Origin of the sequence: Streptomyces sp. NBC_00440, from assembly GCF_036014215.1 — a bacterium.
In the GTDB taxonomy this organism is placed as follows: Bacteria; Actinomycetota; Actinomycetes; order Streptomycetales; family Streptomycetaceae; genus Streptomyces.
In genome coordinates, this window is the sequence record NZ_CP107921.1 from 6,249,453 (window position 1) to 6,267,731 (window position 18,279).

The window sequence follows — 18,279 nt, forward strand, 5'->3', positions numbered from 1 at the left end:
GCGTGTGGCGATGGAGGCCGGCCCTCGCGACAGCGAACGCGACGGAGATCGCGGCGGCGCCCCGGAACACCCCGACGCCCCGCGGCTCAGCCCCGACGGACCCGATGCGCTGGACATCCCCGAGGTGGCCCCCGAGGTCGAGGTCGAACTGCGGCCGCAGCGCAGGCTCCGCATCTGGCAGCTCGCCCCGATCGTGGTGCTGGCCGCTGTCGGATCGCTGATGTTCGCCTTCCCGCTCGCCTTCGAGTTCGGTGACGGCGGCCCGGTGGTCGCCATGCTCGGTCTGCTGATCAGCTGCTGCGCCGCCGGCTGGGGCATGATGGCCGCCCGCCGCGTCGGCTACACCTGGCCGGGGCTGCCCGCCAGAGGCTCGGGGGCGCGCCCGGACTGGCGGATCGCCGGCCTGTACGTCCTGGCGTTCTGCGTGATCGTGGCGCTCGCCGTGGGGCGCGTGGCCCGGCTGCGCTGAGCCGCACCCATCCGCCCGAACCGGCGGCCGCCTCGTACGATGGCAGGGTGACCACCTCGCAGATCGCCTTCCTCAAGGGCCACGGGACCGAGAACGACTTCGTGATCATCCCCGACCCGGACAACGTCATCGACCTGCCCGCATCCGCGGTCGCCGTGCTGTGCGACCGCCGGGCGGGCATCGGCGGCGACGGTCTGCTGCACGTCGTGCGGTCCGCGGCGCACCCGGAGGCGCGGGCGATGGCCGGCGAGGCCGAGTGGTTCATGGACTACCGCAACGGCGACGGCTCCACCGCCGAGATGTGCGGGAACGGCGTTCGCGTCTTCGCCCGCCACCTCCAGCGCGCCGGCCTGGTGGGCGCCGGAGACCTGGCCATCGCGACGCGTGGCGGAGTGAAGCGGGCCCACCTGGCCAAGAACGGCGACATCACCGTCTCGATGGGCCGGGCCGTGCTTCCCGCGGACGGGGTGACCGTCACGGTCGGCGACCGGGCCTGGCCCGCGCTGAACGTGAACATGGGCAATCCGCACGCGGTCGCCTTCGTCGACGATCTGGCGGAAGCCGGAGCCCTGCTCTCCGTACCGCAGTTCGCCCCCGCGTCCGTCTATCCGGACGGTGTCAACGTCGAGTTCGTCGTGGACCGCGGTGAACGCCACGTAGCCATGCGGGTGCACGAGCGCGGCTCCGGCGAGACCCGGTCCTGCGGTACCGGCGCTTGCGCCGTGGCCGTCGCGGCGGCCCGCAGGGACGGCACCGACCCGGCGCTCACCGGCGAGCCCGTGACATACACCGTGGACCTCCCCGGCGGACGGCTGGTGATCACCGAGCTGCCGGACGGCGAGATCGAGATGACGGGCGCCGCGGTGATCGTCGCCGAGGGCACGATCGACGCCTCGTTCCGGGAAACGGCCCTCTCCTAGACTTCGCTCGAATGGGTGATCCGTTTCACGCTGGGCGGGAGCGGGCGGGTACCGCGTGGTGGGCTCGGTAGCATCAAGCACCGGCCCGGAGCGCCCAGTCGCAGCCAGTCCACCGCCGGTCGACACTGCCGGAGGTGCCATGAGTGCAGAGGCCGCCAGCCCCAACGGTGCGTCCCCGGAGATCCGTCCGGTGGACAACCCGGGCCGCAGACGCGGTCGCGCCAGAATCGATCTGCGCAGACTGGGCCGTGCCGCACTGTTCGGGCCCGCGTCGCGCGGTGGTCTGCCCGATGCCATCGGCCATGTCGCCGAGGCCCACCGGGCGCACTTCCCGGATGCCGATCTCGCCGTGCTGCGGCGGGCGTACGTCCTTGCTGAAACGTCCCACCGCGGCCAGATGCGCAAGAGCGGCGAGCCCTACATCACACACCCGCTCGCGGTGACCCTGATCCTCGCCGAACTGGGCGCCGAGACCACGACGTTGACCGCTTCGCTCCTCCACGACACGGTCGAGGACACCGAGGTGACGCTCGATCAGGTACGGGAGGGGTTCGGCGACGAGGTCTGCTATCTGGTCGATGGCGTGACCAAACTGGAGAAGGTCGACTACGGGGCGGCCGCCGAGCCGGAGACCTTCCGCAAGATGCTCGTGGCCACCGGCGACGACGTCCGGGTCATGTCGATCAAACTCGCCGACCGGCTGCACAACATGCGCACGCTCGGCGTGATGCGCCCCGAGAAGCAGGCGAGGATCGCCAAGGTCACCCGCGATGTGCTGATCCCGCTGGCCGAACGACTCGGTGTGCAGGCGCTCAAGACCGAGCTGGAGGACCTGGTCTTCGCGATCCTGAACCCGGAGGAGTACGAGATCACGCGTGCCCTCATCGCCGCGCAGGACGCCACCGCCGACCCGCTCGTCACCATCGCCGAGGACGTCAGAAGGGTGCTGAGGGAGGCGGGGATCGCCGCCGAAGTCCTCATCAGGCCACGCCACTTCGTCTCCGTCCACCGGGTCAGGATGAAACGCGGCGAGCTGTGTCCCACCGACTTCGGCCGGCTCCTGGTGCTCGTCGGTGAAGACGCGGACTGCTACGGCGTACTGGGCGAGCTGCACACCTGTTTCACGCCGGTGATCTCCGAGTTCAAGGACTTCATCGCCTCGCCCAAGTTCAACCTCTACCAGTCGCTGCACACGGCCGTCGCCAGTGCGGGCGGGGACGTCGCCGAAGTCCTCATCCGCACCCACCTGATGCACAAGGTCGCCGAGGCGGGCGTGGTCGCGCTCGGCAATCCGTACGTACCGCTCGACGGCCCGCACTCCGCCGCCACCATCGCGAACGCCGCCGCCGGCACCGCGGACGGCGGACGCGCCGACCCCAGTCGCCCCGGCTGGCTCTCCAGGCTCCTCGAATGGCAGGAATCGGCGCCCGACCCGGACACGTTCTGGTCCACACTCCGCGCCGACCTCGCCCAGGACCGGGAGATCACCGTCTTCCGGGCCGACGGCGGCACCCTCGGCCTGCCCGCGGGAGCGAGCTGTGTGGACGCGGCCTACGCGCAGCACGGCGAGAAGGCGCACTCCTGCATCGGCGCACGCGTCAATGGACGTCTGACGACCCTCAGTACGGTGCTCAGCGACGGCGACACCGTCCAGCTGCTGCTCGCCGGGGACACCGCGTCCGGACCCTCGCCCGACTGGCTCGGCCATGTGCGCACCGCCGGCGCGCGGATCGCGATCACCGGCTGGCTCGACGCCCATCCGGAGGGGGCGGCGGTACCGGCGGCGGCCCCCCGGCCCAGCGCCTCGGTGACCGGCGGGGCGATGCGCAGGGCGGCCGCCGGAGCCGTCGTGGGCGTGCCGAACGCGACGGTACGGCTGGCGGGCTGCTGCACACCGGTGCCGCCCGACGCCGTCACCGGATTCGCCGTGCGCGGCGGCGCCGTCACCGTCCACCGCGAGGGATGCCCTTCGGTGACCCGGATGCTGTCCCTGGGACGGCCCCCCGTCGAGGTCAACTGGGGTGCCACAGGCGACTGCAGGGTCACACTGGTCGCCGAGGCGTTCGGACGGCCGCAGCTCTTCGCCGACCTCACCGAGGCCATCGCCACGGCAGGTGTCGCGGTCGTCTCGGCCACTGTGGAACCGCCGTCCGAGCAACGCGTACGCCACACCTACACCCTGCAACTCCCGGACGCCGCCGGGCTTCCCGCCCTGATGCGCACCATGCGGGACGTGCCGGGTGTCTACGACGTGAGCCGCGCCCAGCATCCGGCCACTGCCTGACCGCACGACCGGCTGACCACACGTTCGGGTGGCCCGGCGCGCTGCGCCGGGGCGCGCGCGGCACGGGCTGGTAGCCGTAGTCCATGCTGTTCATCTCCCGGCGCTCGCGAGGCGTCCTGCTCGCGACCGCATCGGCGGCCCTCGTCGCCGCCACGCTGCCCGCCCCCGTCCCTCTCGGCATCGGCGATCCGCTCTTCCCACACCTGGGCAACCCTGGGTACGACGTCCTCTCGTACAACATCGGCCTCACCTATCCCGGCAGCAACACCACCCCGCTGGAGGCCGTGACCAGCATCGACGCCAGGGCCACCGCGTCACTGCGGCGCATCAACCTCGACTTCGCGCGCGGCACCGTGCACTCGGTGGAGGTGAACGGCGAGCCCGCCCGGTTCGCCACCGCCGACGAGGACCTGGTCGTGACCCCGCACCGCGCCGTACGCGCCGGAAGCCCGCTCCGGATCACTGTGCGGCACACCAGCGACCCGCGGGGCGCCGCCGACGGCGGCTGGATCAGGACCCCCGACGGCCTGGCCATGGCCAACCAGGCGGACGCCGCCCACCGGGTCTTCCCCTGCAACGACCACCCCTCCGACAAGGCCTTCTTCACCTTCCGGATCACCGCCCCGCAGAAGCTGACCGTCGTCGCCAACGGCCTGCCCGGCCCCCGGACGACCCGCGCCGGCCGCACCACCTGGACCTATCGGACCCGCCACCCCATGGCCACCGAACTGGCCCAGGTGTCGATCGGGGACTCGGCCGTGATCCACCGGACCGGACCGCACGGACTGCCGGTCCGCGACGTCGTACCGGCGGCCGAGCGGAAGGAGCTGGAGCCCTGGCTGCGGAAGACACCCGCCCAGCTGGCCTGGATGGAGTCGAAGGCCGGGCGCTACCCCTTCGAGACGTACGGGGTCCTCATCGCCGACACGGACACCGGCTTCGAGCTGGAGACCCAGACCCTGTCCCTCTTCGAGCGGCGGCTGTTCACCGGGGGCTCCTTTCCCGAGTGGTACGTCGACTCGGTCATGGTCCACGAGCTCGCCCACCAGTGGTTCGGCGACAGCGTCTCACCGCACAGCTGGTCCGACCTCTGGCTCAACGAGGGCCACGCCACCTGGTACGAGGCGCTCTACGCGGACGAGCACCACGGGAATCCGCTGGCCACCCGGATGCGCGACGCCTACCGCCAGTCCGACGGCTGGCGGGCGGCGGGCGGCCCCCCGGCGGCACCCAAACCCCCGGTGCACGGGCAGAAGATCAGCATCTTCCGGCCGGTGGTCTACGACGGCAGTGCGCTCGTGCTCTACGCGCTGCGCCAGGAGATCGGGGCGGTGGCCTTCTCGGTGCTCGAACACAGCTGGGTGAGCCGTTACCGCGACAGGTCGGCCACCAGCGCCGACTTCGCCGCGCTGGCTTCGCAGATCGCCGGGCGCGATCTCTCCGGATTCTTCCAGGGCTGGCTGTACGGGAAGAAGACCCCGCCCATGCCCGGCCACCCCGACTGGCGGAGCGCCAAGCCCCCGCAGGCGCACAAGGGCTGAAACCCGGGTGACGAGCCTGAGCGCACCGTGTCACTATCGACGCGTCGGCGGCGCTGCCGGACCAGGGCGGCCTCTCGGAATCATCCGGGGATCCTCCGGGAATCATCGGCGACCGTCACGCGTTGTGACTGACGAACGAATCTTTCTATCCGCTCGACGTAAGGATCCAATGCCCTCCTCTTCTTCCCCTTCCCAGGACGCGCACCAGCAGGAAGCGCACGAGCCGGAAGCGCAGAGCTTCAACGAGAGCCTTCGGGCCGATGCCCTGATGGAAGAGGACGTCGCCTGGAGCCACTCGATCGACGGTGAGCGGGACGGTGACCAGTACGACCGCTCGGAGCGCGCGGCGCTCCGGCGGGTGGCCGGTCTCTCCACCGAACTCGAAGACGTCACAGAGGTCGAGTACCGGCAGCTGCGTCTGGAGCGTGTGGTGCTGGTCGGGGTCTGGACCTCGGGCACCGCGCAGGACGCGGAGAACTCCCTCGCCGAGCTGGCGGCCCTCGCCGAGACCGCGGGCGCGCTCGTCCTCGACGGTGTGGTCCAGCGCCGCGACAAGCCGGACCCGGCCACCTACATCGGGTCGGGCAAGGCACAGGAGCTGCGCGACATCGTGCTCGAATCCGGTGCGGACACCGTGGTCTGTGACGGTGAGCTCAGCCCGGGCCAGCTGATCCACCTTGAGGACGTCGTCAAGGTCAAGGTCGTCGACCGCACGGCGCTGATCCTGGACATCTTCGCCCAGCACGCCAAGTCCCGGGAGGGCAAGGCGCAGGTCGCGCTCGCGCAGATGCAGTACATGCTGCCGAGGCTGCGCGGCTGGGGACAGTCGCTCTCCCGGCAGATGGGCGGCGCCGGTACGGGTGGCGGCGGCGGAATGGCTACGCGTGGTCCCGGTGAGACCAAGATCGAGACGGACCGGCGCCGGATCCGCGAGAAGATGGCGAAGATGCGCCGGGAGATCGTGGAGATGAAGACCGGGCGCGACATCAAGCGGCAGGAGCGCAAGCGCCACAAGGTGCCGTCGGTCGCCATCGCCGGTTACACCAACGCGGGCAAGTCCTCGCTGCTGAACCGGCTGACGGGCGCGGGGGTGCTGGTGGAGAACTCCCTGTTCGCCACCCTGGACCCGACCGTGCGCAAGGCCGAGACACCCAGCGGTCGTCTCTACACGCTGGCGGACACCGTCGGGTTCGTCCGGCATCTGCCGCACCACCTGGTCGAGGCGTTCCGCTCCACCATGGAGGAGGTCGGCGAGTCCGACCTGATCCTGCACGTCGTGGACGGCTCGCACCCGGCTCCGGAGGAGCAGCTCGCCGCCGTACGCGAGGTGATCCGGGAGGTCGGAGCCACTGACGTCCCGGAGATCGTAGTGATCAACAAGGCGGACGCGGCCGATCCGCTGGTCCTGCAGCGGCTGCTGCGTATCGAGCGCCGCGCGATCGCTGTGTCGGCCCGCTCGGGGCAGGGCATTGTCGAACTGCTCGCGCTGATCGACGAGCAGCTGCCCCGGCCGCAGGTGTCGGTGGAGGTGCTCGTGCCGTACACGCACGGACAGCTCGTCGCCCGTGCGCACTCCGACGGTGAAGTGATCTCCGAGGAGCACACCCCGGAGGGCACTCTCCTCAAGGCACTGGTGCACGAGGAACTGGCCGCCGATCTGGCGCCGTACGTACTCGTGGCGCCCTGACGCCGACAGCGCGACAGCTTTCTGGCGCAACGGCCTCCTTGCGCAACGGCCGAGGCCCGTCCTCTCACCGGTGAGAGGACGGGCCTCGGCCGTTGCCGATGCAACGCCGGTGGGATCACACCGGCCTGCCGCGCTACTGGTTCGCGTACCGGTCGCTCATCGCCCGGTAGAGCTGCTGCGCACCCTGGCCGAGCCGCGGCCCCGCCAGCCAGCCGGAGGTGACCGGGCCGATCGAGGTGTTGGAGACCAGCTCCGACTTGCCGTCCGGGCCCGAGATGAACCAGCCGCCACCGGACGAACCGCCGGTCATGGTGCAGCCGATGCGCCACATCGCCGGCGCGCTGGGATTGACGGACAGCTGCCCCGGCCGGTCGACGCACTTGTTCATCAGCTGACCGTCGAACGGTGGCGCGGCCGGGTATCCCCAGGCGCCCATCGAGGGGATGTTCTTGGCCGCGGGGGCATTGAAGTCGACGGTCAGCGCGTTGCCGACGGTCTCTTCGAGGGACTTGCCCCCGTTCTCCGGCTTCACATGGAGCAGGGCGTAGTCGTACGCCGCGCCCTGCCCGCCCGTGGGGCCCCCGTCCTTGATCCACGCGCTGGACGTCATGGCCCAGTCGGCCCAGTATTTGCCGTACGGGGCGACTTCCTGCGGCGGTGCGCTCCGCAGTTGGGCGATCGACTCGCCCTGGTCGTTGTACGACGGCACGAACATGATGTTCCGGTACCAGCCGCCCTTGCCGCCCGCGTGGACGCAGTGGCCCGCGGTCCACACCAGATTGGACTTGCCCGGGTGCTTCGGGTCCTTGACGACCGTGCCCGAGCAGACCATGGAGCCCTCGGGGGAGTCGAAGAAGACTTTCCCGACAGGCGCCGCGTACCGGTGGTACGGGTGCTTCTCCTCCTGGGCCTTCACCGGAGCGGGCGCCGGGTCCGACCCGTTCTGGTTGCCCGAACTGTCGCCGTAGGCCATGGTCTTCTGCGGGTCCTTGGCCGTCGCCATCCGGTCGGGCTTCCACAGCCCCTTGATCACCGGATTGGCGAAGTCCTTGGCATCACGGAGCCACTTGTCCTTGTTCCAGTTCTTCCACTGACCGCTCTTCCACTTCGCCAGGTCGACTCCGTGGCGCTTGAGGGCGTCGGTCACACCGGCCGCGGCTTCGGCGCCGGACGCCGCGGATGCCGCGGACTTGTCGGCGGCCGGAGCGGCAGCCTTGTCGTCACCGCCGCCACACGCGGTGGCCGTCAGCGCCAGGGCGGCGGCCACTCCGGTGGCGGTCAGTATCGGACGGATGGATCGCATGGAGCTGTTCCCCCTGATGGAGCGTGATCGTTGTCGCTGTCCGCGGGACAGCCGTCTGAGAGGCAAGAACCGCGCCTACTGGGCTGCGTACTTCTTGCTGACCGAGTCGTAGACGCCCTTGGCCACCTTGCCGAGGCGCGGACCGGCCAGCCAGCCTGCGGTCACCGGGCCGATGGAGGTGTTGGACACCAGCGCGGGCTTGCCGTCGGCGCCCTTGGCTATCCAGCCGCCGCCGGAGGATCCGCCGGTCATGGTGCAGCCGACGCGGTACATCGTCGGGTCGGCCGCGGAGAGCGAGAGACGGCCCGGACGGTCGGAGCACTGGAACAGCTTCTGGCCGTCGAAGGGGGGCGCCGCCGGGTAGCCGGTCGCCGTCAGGCTCGGGATCTTCGGTACCGCGGGCGCGTTGAAGTTGACCGGGAGCGCGCCTCCGACCGTCTCCTCAAGGGACTTGGTGCTGCCCTTCTCCGGAGTGACGTGCAGGACCGCGAAGTCGTACGGGGCACCCTGACCGCCGGTGGGGCCGCCGTCGTTGATCCACTGCTCGGAGGTCTGGGCCCAGTCCGCCCAGAAGACGCCGTACGGAGCGACTTCGTCCTTCTTGGCGTTCTGCAACTGGGCGGCGGACTCGCCACTGTCGTTGTACGAGGGGACAAAGGCGATGTTCCGGTACCAGCCGCCCTTCTTCCCGGCGTGCACACAGTGGCCCGCGGTCCACACCAGGTTGGACTTCCCTGGGTGCGCGGGGTCCTCCACGACCGTCGCCGAGCAGACCATCGACCCTTCGGGGCTGTCGAAGAAGACCTTGCCCGCCTCCGGAATGCTCTGGTGGTAAGGGGCGCTCACGCCCTGCGCGGTCACCGGCGCCGGGGTCGGGTCGGTCACCCCCTTGTCACCGGAGATGTCGTTGTCGACCGGCTTCTCCGGGGGCTTGGACGCGTGCCGCATCCTGGACGGGTCCCAGAGCCCGGAGATGACCGGGTTGACGAAGTCCTGCGCCTCACGCAGCCACTTGTCCTTGTTCCAGTTCTTCCACTCGCCGTGCTTCCACTTGTCCAGGTCGATGCCGTGCTTCTTCAGCGCGCCCTTGACGTTGTCCGGTATGACGACCTTGCCGTCCGAGGACGACGAGGACGGGGCGGTGGCGGCCGGCTTGTCACTGGCGTTGTCGTTGCCGGGACCGCAGCCGGTCGCGGTGAGGGCGAGCGCCGCCGTGAGGCCAACAGCGGCCATGACGGGGACGGTTCGCCGGGACGTGCGCCCCCTGCGGCGTTCGGTGGAAGTCGGGCGTAGCGGTCGCATGTGGTGATTCCCCCTGGGACTCCGGAATAACGGATTTCGGCGCTGTGGTGCGGAACTGCGGAACTGGAACTGGAGCTGTGGAACTGATCGGAACCAAAGTGCGGGCCCCACTATGCCGGTGCCGATGTGGACGGCATAAGGCAGGGCAGCGGTTCCGTCCCCGCAAGGATCTTCCGACTTACCCGTGATCCCGAGGCGACTTCATCGTTGGTACGGATGGGGGCTTTTGGGCTGCGTTCAGTGCCGGGGGCGACGGTCGTGGGACGAGGGGCGTGCCGGCCGATCCGTACAGCGGGAGGACCAACAGCAGTGGCCGTGACCGAAATCGCACCGTCGGCGGCGACAACAGCGCACGAGGGGATCCTGCGCCGCCAGTCGATGCGTGAATCCGCAGCCCGAACCTACGCGCGGTCGCTGCCGATCGTGCCGGTACGCGCGCGCGGGCTCACTATCGAGGGCGCGGACGGACGGCGGTATCTCGACTGCCTGTCGGGGGCGGGGACTCTGGCGCTCGGACACAACCACCCGGTGGTCCTCGAAGCGATCAGGAAGGTGATCGATTCGGGTGCTCCCCTGCATGTCCCGGATCTCGCCACGCCGGTCAAGGACGCGTTCACCACCGAGCTGTTCGAGACGCTGCCGCGACAATTCGCCGACCACGCACGCGTGCAGTTCTGCGGGCCGACCGGTACGGACGCGGTCGAAGCGGCCCTCGAACTCGTCCGCACCGCCACCGGGCGCAGCGGAATCCTCGCGTTCACCGGCGCCGACCATGGCATGACAGCAGGGGCAATGACGGCCGGGGAACCGACAGCGTCCGGCGGCGCCCCCGATGTACGGGTGACCCGGCTGCCGTATCCGCAGGACTACCGCTGCCCGTTCGGGGTCGGCGGCGCCCGAAGCCAGGAGCTGGCCGGTAACTGGACCGAGACCCTTCTCGATGACCCGAAGAGCGGGGTGGTCCCGTCGGCCGGGATGATCCTCGAACCGGTGCAGGGTGAGGGCGGGGTGATCCCCGGACCGGACAGCTGGATGCGCCGTATGCGGAAGATCACCGCCGACCGGTCCATTCCACTCATCGCGGACGAGGTGCAGACCGGCGTCGGCCGCACCGGTGCCTTCTGGGCGGTGGAGCACAGCGGGATCGTTCCCGACGTGATGGTGATGTCCAAGGCCATCGGGGGTTCCCTCCCGCTCGCTGTCATCGTCTACCGGTCGGATCTGGACTGCTGGGAGCCCGGAGCCCACGTGGGTACCTTCCGCGGCAATCAGCTCGCCATGGCCGCGGGCGCCGCAACCCTCGCCCATGTCCGTGAGAACCGGCTCGCCGAGAGGGCGGCCGACCTGGGCGCGCGCATGATCCGCAGGCTGCGGGGCCTGGCCGCCGACCACCCGGCCATCGGCGACGTACGCGGCCGGGGCCTGATGATCGGCCTGGAACTCGTCGACCCGGAAGCCGCCGAATCTGCCGAAGCCACAGTTGCTGCGGATGCCCGGGAGACGGGTGCCGCCGGCCCCGCGCCGGCTGACCCCGTACTCGCGGCCGCCGTACAGCGGGAGTGTCTGGCCAGGGGACTCATTGTCGAACTCGGCGGCCGCCACACAAGCGTTGTGAGTCTGCTGCCTCCACTCACCCTCACCGACGAACAGGCGGAGGCAGTTCTGGACCGGCTGGCCGACGCCCTGTCCGCCGCCGAACGCGCCATCCGCAGCCGTCATGAGACCCATCGCCCGCATTGAAGCCACCCCCCCCAATTTCCCCCGGCCGCGCAAGGAAGCACCCTGTGAACCCCACGCCCGACCCTGACGCCCCCGAGACCGGTGACTCCGCCGTCCCCAGCAGCCGTACAGCAGGCCCGCTCCCGGCCCACTCGCTCCCGGCCCAGCCGCTGCGGGCCGACTCCCTCACCGTCGGCCCGGTGTCGACCGGCTCGCTCTCGGCCGGCCCCGAGACGGTGCCGCGCCAGATGACGGCGGACCGTACCCCGGACGGGCACCCTGCACCGGGCCTCTTCGAAGACCCCGTCGATGTATCGGACCCCACGACGGCAGCCGAAGCTGCGGCCGTCGAGAACCTGCTGCGCTGCTGGGTCCGGGAGACCAACCTGTCCGCGCCCACCGGGCCCACACTGCGCATCCCCCTGAACGCCAGCGGCATCGCGCTGCTCGTCCCGGTCCTGTACTCGTCGGCCACCGGCTGGCACCGGTTCGGCAAACCGGTGCTCGAAGGCGGATCGATCGGCGCGCCACGTGCCGACGCCGTCACCGTCGCCGCCCTCCTCGGCCGGGAGGCGGGCCAGAGCGACAGCACAGAGTTGGTCGGCAGGGTCGCCGATTCGGTACACCGGACCGCCGCCTTCATTTCGGAGCGTCGTCGCAGCCCCGAGCCGTCCAGTGAGGCGGACCTCTTCCTGACCGCCGAGCAGTCTCTCCTGCTCGGTCACCCGTTGCACCCCACCCCGAAGAGCCGGGAGGGACTCTCGGACGCCGAAATCCGGCTGTACTCGCCGGAGTTGCACGGCTCGTTCGCTCTGCACTGGATGGCCGTCGACCACTCCGTACTCGCGCAGGACTCGGCGTGGACGGAGGGGGGACGCACGCTGCCCGCCGACCGGCTCACCGCCCGCTTCGCGGGTGCCGTCCAGCACCCCGGCAACACAGCCCTTCTGCCGCTCCATCCCTGGCAGGCCCGGGACCTGGCCCACCGCCCCGCGGTCGCCGCCCTTCTCGACGCGGGGCTGCTGCACGACCTCGGTCCGTACGGCGACCGCTGGTATCCCACCTCCTCCGTACGCACCGTCCACCGGCCGGGCGGCGAAGCGATGCTCAAGCTGTCCCTCGGGGTCCGCATCACCAACTCCCGCCGGGAGAACCTCCGCAAGGAACTCCACCGCGGCGTGGAGGTCCACCGGGTCCTGCGGAGTGGTCTCGGTGGTGCATGGCAGGCAGCCCACCCCGGTTTCGGTATCGTCCGTGACCCGGCCTGGCTGGGCGTGAACACGCCTGACGGCGAACCGCTTCCCGGCTTCGATGTCGTCCTGCGCCACAATCCGTTCAGTGCCACCGACGACGCCGTCTGCATCGCAGGTCTCACCGCGATCCATCCCCGCCCCGGCGGCGGAGCCATGCGCTCGCGTCTCGCCGACATCGTGACCGCACTCGCGGCCAGGACCGGGCGGTCCACCGGAGCTGTCGCCACCGAGTGGTTCCTGCGCTATCTCGACCACGTCGTACGCCCGGTGCTGTGGTTGGACGGCACCGCCGGCATCGCCCTCGAAGCACATCAGCAGAACACCATCGTCATCCTCGGCCCCGGCGGCTGGCCCGTCGGCGGCCGGTACCGCGACAACCAGGGCTACTACTTCCGGGAGTCCCACCGTGCCGAGCTGGAGAAGCGCCTCCCCGGGATCGGAGCCGTCAGCGACACCTTCGTTGCCGACGACGTCACCGATGAGCGCTTCGCCTACTACCTCGCCATCAACAACGTATTCGGACTGATCGGCGCCTTCGGCGCCCAACGACTGGCCGACGAACGGCTGCTGCTCGCTGCCTTCCGGCAGTTCCTCACCCGAGCCACCGCACTCGGCTCCCCTTTGCCTGCTCAACTCCTCGACACCCCCGTCCTGCGTACCAAGGCCAATCTGCTGACCCGACTCCACGGGCTCGACGAGCTCATCGGCCCGGTCGACACCCAGTCCGTCTATGTCCGTCTCACCAACCCCCTTCACCCCACTGGGGCATGACCCGACCGATAGCTGACCAGAGAATGAGGAGCGTGGCTGTGCCCTCCACGGATGCGAGCGCCCAGACCGGGACAGGACCTGTCCCACGGACCGACGAAGAGTCCGAGGACACCCTTGACCTGCAGTTGTCCGAGGACCTGCTGTCACTGCTGCGCGCTGGAGACCTGGCACAGGCTCCGTGGCCCGCGACTCCCGGCTCCGCCGCCGGCGACCTGCTGGACAGCCCCGGCGCCTGGAAGCCGGTCGCCACCCCGGCCGGTGTCTTCCAACTCGTACCCGTGGACATCGAACGCGATCTCTCTCTCCTCAGCCACTGGATGAACGACCCTGCCGTCGCCGCCTTCTGGGAGCTTTCGGGCCCCGAGTCGGTCACCCGTGCTCATCTGCGCCCCCAACTGGACGGTGACGGCCGGAGCGTCCCCTGCCTCGGTGTGCTCCAGGGCACCCCCATGAGCTATTGGGAGATCTACCGCGCCGACCTCGATCCGCTGGCCCGGCACTATCCGGCACACCCCCACGACACCGGTCTGCACCTCCTGATCGGCGGTGTGGCCGACCGGGGGCGCGGCACCGGCACCACCCTGCTGCGTGCCGTCTCCGACCTCGTACTGGACAACCGACCCCACTGCACCCGTGTCGTCGCTGAGCCGGACCTGCGCAACACCCCCTCGGTCTCGGCCTTTCTCGGTGCGGGATTCCGCTACTCGGCCGAAGTCGACCTCCCCGACAAACGCGCGGCGCTGATGGTCCGCGACCGCGCCTTCCGCGACCTGATGTGAACCCCGATCCGGACACCCCTGCCACCGCCCCGTGGCGACCACCTCCGTGCGACTGCCTGTACACCCCCTACTTCTGGACCTCGCGCCACTTCTGGACCTCTCGCTTCTGCCCCCGCACATGTGCACCCCGTACTGCCTCACTCCTTGCCCCTGCCTCCTTTGCCCCTGCCTCCCTTGCGTACATCTCCTGCCCGCCCATCCCTGCCCCTGACGACCTGCTGCTTTTGATACACCGCCCGTCCCGAATCGGTTCCACCCCGAGGAGTCCCCGTGCTGAACCCGTCTGCTGGCTTCGACTCCGAAGCAGAACCGACGCTGCTCGCTCCCGCCGAGCTGAACCCCGAGGACTGGCACCGTGCGGCCCGCCGTCTTCTCGCCAAGATGCTCAGCGCCTTCGCCTACGAAGAGATCATCGAGCCGGTGGCACGGACCGGCGGCCGTCACACGCTTACCCTGGACGACGATCTGCCGCTGACCTTCCGGGCCCGGCGTGGCGCCTACGGGCACTGGCACATCGACCCGGGCACCATCGCGCTCCAGGGCGAACCGTTCAGCGACCCGCTCCGCTTCCTCGTCCTGGCGCGCAGGCTGCTCGCTCTGGACGGGGCGACTCTCGGGCACCTGGTCCGCGAGCTCACCACCACCCTCGCTGCCGATGTCCGGATCGATCACACCGCGCTCCCCGCCGCCGAACTCGCCGAACTCGACTACGCGCGGCTGGAAGGGCACCAGACCGGCCACCCCTGGCTCGTTCTCAACAAGGGCCGGATCGGATTCTCCGCGGCCGACGCCGCCCGCTGGACACCCGAGTCCCGCCGGCCCGCCCGGCTGCCGTGGATCGCCGTCAGCACGGACCTCGCCCAGTACCGGGGTGTCACCGGCCTCGCGACACCCGACCGGCTCTACCGCCGCGAACTCGACACCGCGGTCCGGGAGTCCTTCGCCGCCGAGTTAAGGGCCCGCGGGCTGGACCCGGACGGCTATCTCTACCTGCCCGTGCACCCCTGGCAGTGGGACGAAGTGATCCTTCCGCTCTACGCACCCGCCATTGCCCACCACCAGATCATCCCGCTCCATGCCGATGCCGATCTACGCCTGCCGCAACAGTCCATCCGGACCTTCCTCAACCTTGAACACCCCGAGCGGCACACGGTGAAGCTGCCGCTGTCGATCCTCAACACCCTGGTCTGGCGCGGCCTCCCCACTGAGCGGACACTCGCCGCGCCCGCCGTGACCGCCTGGGTCCAGGGACTGCGCGACAGCGATGCGTTCCTGCGCGACGAGTGCGGCGTCATCCTGCTGGGCGAAGTCGCCTCCGTCGCGGTCGAGCACCCTCTGTACGACCACCTGCCGGAAGTCCCCTACCAGTACCGGGAACTCCTCGGCGCCATCTGGCGCGAGCCGCTCGGTGTGCAGCTGGCCGCCGGCGAAGGGGCTCGTACGCTCGCCTCCCTGCTCCACACCGACATCCAGGGACGCTCCTTCACGGCTGAGCTCGTCGCCCGGTCGGGACTCGCGCCCGCCGCCTGGCTCGGGCGGCTCTTCGCCGCGCTGCTTCCCCCGCTGCTGCGCTTCCTCTACCGCTACGGAACGGTCTTCTCCCCACACGGTGAGAACGCCATCGTCGTATTCGACGACCACGATGTCCCCGTGCGGCTCGCGATCAAGGACTTCGTCGACGACGTCAACGTCAGCGCGGAGCCCTTGCCGGAGCACGACTCGATGCCCGCCGACGTGCGGGACGTGCTGCTGACCGAGGAGCCGGCCTTCCTGACGCAGTTCATCCACTCCGGGCTCTTCGTCGGTGTGTTCCGTTACCTCGCCCCGCTCTGTGAAGATCAACTAGGATTTCCGGAGGCGGATTTCTGGCGGCTGGTGCGCGCCGAGATCCTCCGCCATCAAGCCCGGTTCCCCGAGCTCAAGGAGCGCTACGAGACGTTCGACCTGCTCACCCCGCGGATCGAGCGGCTCTGTCTGAACCGCAACCGGCTCCACCTCGACGGCTACCGCGACCGCCCGAACCGGCCGCACGCCGCCGTGCACGGGACGGTCGCCAACCCTCTGCACGAGGTGTGACCCCGATTGTCAGTGCTGCCCCGTAGGGTGGTCCCGCTATGACGAAGCCCTCCCTCCCCGAGCTCCTGCACGCCGCCGTCACCGCTGTGGGCGGTACGGAGCGGCCCGGCCAGGTCACCATGGCCGAGGCTGTTGCCGAAGCCGTTGACGAAAACGCCCACCTGCTGGTCCAGGCCGGCACCGGTACCGGAAAGTCGCTGGGGTATCTCGTCCCTGCGCTGGCTCATGGGGAGCGCGTCGTGGTGGCCACCGCGACGCTCGCACTCCAGCGGCAGCTCGTCGAGCGAGACCTCCCGCGTACCGTCGAGGCCCTGCAGCCACTGCTGCGGCGACGCCCTCAGTTCGCCATGCTGAAGGGGCGGTCCAACTACCTCTGTCTGCACCGCCTCCATGAGGGCGTACCGCAGGAAGAGGAGGACGGACTGTTCGACCAGTTCGAGACGGCCGCCCCCAGCAGCAAGCTCGGCCAGGACCTGCTGCGTATGCGGGACTGGGCGGACGAGACGGAGACAGGCGACCGTGACGATCTCACTCCTGGCGTCTCCGACCGCGCCTGGGGCCAGATCTCCGTCTCCTCCCGGGAGTGTCTGGGGGCGAGCAAATGCGCCTACGGGGCCGAGTGCTTCGCCGAGGCCGCCCGTGAGCGGGCCAAGCTCGCTGATGTCGTCGTGACCAACCACGCCCTGCTCGCCATCGACGCGATCGAGGGCGCACCGGTCCTGCCGCAGCACGAGGTGCTGATCGTGGACGAGGCTCATGAACTGGTCTCCCGGGTCACCGGCGTGGCCACGGGCGAGCTCACTCCGGGCCAGGTCAACAGGGCGGTGCGGCGGGCGGCGAAGCTTGTCAACGAGAAGGCGGCAGACGCCCTCCAGACCGCATCCGAGACCTTTGAACGTGTCATGGAGCTGGCGCTCCCGGGCCGGCTCGAAGAGATCCCCGAAGACCTCGGATATGCGCTGATGTCCCTGCGCGACGCGGCCCGGACGGTCATCTCCGCCATCGGTGCGACCCGGGACAAGTCCGTGCAGGACGAGGACGTCGTACGGAAACAGGCTCTGGCGTCCGTCGAGTCCATCCACGATGTCACCGAGCGGATCACCCTCGGATCCGATTACGACGTCGTCTGGTATGAGCGCCATGACCGTTTCGGCGCTTCTCTGCGTGTCGCGCCGCTCTCGGTCTCGGGGCTCCTCCGGGAGAAGCTCTTCGCCGACCGCTCGGTCGTTCTCACCTCCGCGACGCTCAAATTCGGGGGTGACTTCAACGGGGTCGGTGCCTCACTCGGACTCTCACCGGAGGGCACCGAGGGGGAGGACGTCCCGCAGTGGAAGGGCCTGGATGTCGGCTCGCCCTTCGACTATGCCAAGCAGGGCATCCTGTACGTCGCCAAACACCTCTCGGCCCCGGGCCGGGAGGGATCGCGTACCGACATGCTGGACGAGCTCGCCGAACTGGTGGAGGCGTCGGGCGGACGCACACTCGGCCTGTTCTCCTCCATGCGTGCCGCCCAGGCAGCCGCTGAGGAGCTGCGCAGCAGGCAGGACAGGCGGGTGCTGCTCCAGGGCGAGGAGACGCTCGGTGAGTTGATCAAGAATTTCGCGGCCGATCCCGAGACCTGCCTCTTCGGGACGCTGTCCCTCTGGCAGGGGGTCGATGTTCCGGGACCCAGCTGTCAGCTGGTGGTGATGGACCGGATCCCCTTCCCCCGCCCCGACGACCCGCTGATGAGCGCTCGACAGAAAGCGGTCGAGGAGGGCGGCGGCAATGGGTTCATGGCCGTTGCCGCGACGCATGCCGCTCTGCTGATGGCCCAGGGCGCCGGCCGGCTGGTCAGGGCCATGGGGGACCGTGGTGTCGTCGCGGTGCTGGACCCGAGGCTGGCCACCGCGCGCTACGGAAGCTATCTGAGGGCTTCGCTGCCCGATTTCTGGTTCACCACGGACCGGAACCAGATCCGCCGGTCACTGGCAGCGATCGACGCTGTGGCCAAGGAGGCCGGTCAGTAGCCGGGAATGCTCTCCTGTGCCGCCGCAGCGAGAAGCGGTGGCACAGGGCGTGAAACGGAAGAAGCATGGAGAAACGCGCCGAGACCAGGGCGCGGAAAATGCCGGGAAAACAAGCAGGGCCCCGGAACCGGCGCAGTAAGTTCCGGAGCCCTGTTCAGGGCCGACG

At 69.8% G+C, this 18,279-nt stretch carries 12 protein-coding genes; 10 read left to right on the forward strand and 2 right to left on the reverse strand.

The features are described from left to right. Positions 1–10: 10 nt before the first annotated feature. From OHB13_RS28110 to hflX, 5 genes are all read left to right on the forward strand, one after another. A complete protein-coding gene (locus OHB13_RS28110; RefSeq protein WP_266852354.1) occupies positions 11–469 on the forward strand; it encodes a hypothetical protein in 459 nt (152 codons plus the stop codon). Positions 470–516: 47 nt separating this feature from the next. After that, positions 517–1,389, forward strand: coding sequence for a diaminopimelate epimerase (gene dapF / locus OHB13_RS28115; RefSeq protein ID WP_266852352.1), 873 nt, complete (start codon positions 517–519; stop codon positions 1,387–1,389). Between the two features lie 139 nt (positions 1,390–1,528). Then, on the forward strand, positions 1,529–3,673 hold the full coding sequence (locus OHB13_RS28120; protein WP_328378889.1) for a RelA/SpoT family protein: 2,145 nt from the start codon (positions 1,529–1,531) through the stop codon (positions 3,671–3,673). Positions 3,674–3,756: 83 nt separating this feature from the next. After that, complete coding sequence (locus tag OHB13_RS28125) at positions 3,757–5,214, forward strand: M1 family metallopeptidase (protein WP_328378890.1); 1,458 nt, start codon at positions 3,757–3,759, stop codon at positions 5,212–5,214. Between the two features lie 169 nt (positions 5,215–5,383). Next, positions 5,384–6,901 (forward strand): GTPase HflX, encoded by a 1,518-nt coding sequence (gene hflX, locus OHB13_RS28130; protein ID WP_328378891.1) that lies wholly within the window; start codon positions 5,384–5,386, stop codon positions 6,899–6,901. Between the two features lie 133 nt (positions 6,902–7,034). On the opposite strand, the gene OHB13_RS28135 is transcribed toward hflX, so the two are convergent. Together OHB13_RS28135 and OHB13_RS28140 are read right to left on the reverse strand one after the other, a co-directional pair. Further along, on the reverse strand, positions 7,035–8,204 hold the full coding sequence (locus tag OHB13_RS28135; RefSeq protein WP_328378892.1) for a trypsin-like serine peptidase: 1,170 nt from the start codon (positions 8,202–8,204) through the stop codon (positions 7,035–7,037). Positions 8,205–8,279: 75 nt separating this feature from the next. Continuing rightward, positions 8,280–9,506: a trypsin-like serine peptidase gene (locus tag OHB13_RS28140; protein ID WP_328378893.1), complete on the reverse strand. Its 1,227-nt coding sequence runs from the start codon at positions 9,504–9,506 to the stop codon at positions 8,280–8,282. Positions 9,507–9,815: 309 nt separating this feature from the next. On the opposite strand from OHB13_RS28140, the gene OHB13_RS28145 reads away from it, so the two are divergent. From OHB13_RS28145 to OHB13_RS28165, 5 genes are all read left to right on the forward strand, one after another. Next, positions 9,816–11,246, forward strand: a complete 1,431-nt coding sequence (locus tag OHB13_RS28145) for a diaminobutyrate--2-oxoglutarate transaminase family protein (protein ID WP_328378894.1) — start codon at positions 9,816–9,818, stop codon at positions 11,244–11,246. Between the two features lie 44 nt (positions 11,247–11,290). Beyond that, positions 11,291–13,249: an IucA/IucC family protein gene (locus OHB13_RS28150; RefSeq protein ID WP_328378895.1), complete on the forward strand. Its 1,959-nt coding sequence runs from the start codon at positions 11,291–11,293 to the stop codon at positions 13,247–13,249. Between the two features lie 38 nt (positions 13,250–13,287). Further along, positions 13,288–14,028 (forward strand): GNAT family N-acetyltransferase, encoded by a 741-nt coding sequence (locus OHB13_RS28155; RefSeq protein WP_328378896.1) that lies wholly within the window; start codon positions 13,288–13,290, stop codon positions 14,026–14,028. Positions 14,029–14,298: 270 nt separating this feature from the next. Beyond that, positions 14,299–16,104, forward strand: a complete 1,806-nt coding sequence (locus tag OHB13_RS28160; RefSeq protein ID WP_328378897.1) for an IucA/IucC family protein — start codon at positions 14,299–14,301, stop codon at positions 16,102–16,104. A 38-nt stretch (positions 16,105–16,142) separates the two neighbouring features. Then, entirely contained in the window at positions 16,143–18,113 is a 1,971-nt protein-coding gene (locus OHB13_RS28165; RefSeq protein WP_328378898.1) for an ATP-dependent DNA helicase, read from the forward strand. Positions 18,114–18,279: the final 166 nt, after the last annotated feature.

Coding starts and splice junctions, on each gene's coding strand:
- OHB13_RS28165 (WP_328378898.1), top strand. CDS start 16,143: ATGACGAAGCCCTCCCTCCCCGAGCTCCTGCACGCCGCCGTCACCGCT.
- OHB13_RS28120 (WP_328378889.1), top strand. CDS start 1,529: ATGAGTGCAGAGGCCGCCAGCCCCAACGGTGCGTCCCCGGAGATCCGT.
- OHB13_RS28125 (WP_328378890.1), top strand. CDS start 3,757: ATGCTGTTCATCTCCCGGCGCTCGCGAGGCGTCCTGCTCGCGACCGCA.
- OHB13_RS28135 (WP_328378892.1), bottom strand. CDS start 8,204: ATGCGATCCATCCGTCCGATACTGACCGCCACCGGAGTGGCCGCCGCC.
- OHB13_RS28110 (WP_266852354.1), top strand. CDS start 11: ATGGAGGCCGGCCCTCGCGACAGCGAACGCGACGGAGATCGCGGCGGC.
- hflX (WP_328378891.1), top strand. CDS start 5,384: ATGCCCTCCTCTTCTTCCCCTTCCCAGGACGCGCACCAGCAGGAAGCG.
- OHB13_RS28140 (WP_328378893.1), bottom strand. CDS start 9,506: ATGCGACCGCTACGCCCGACTTCCACCGAACGCCGCAGGGGGCGCACG.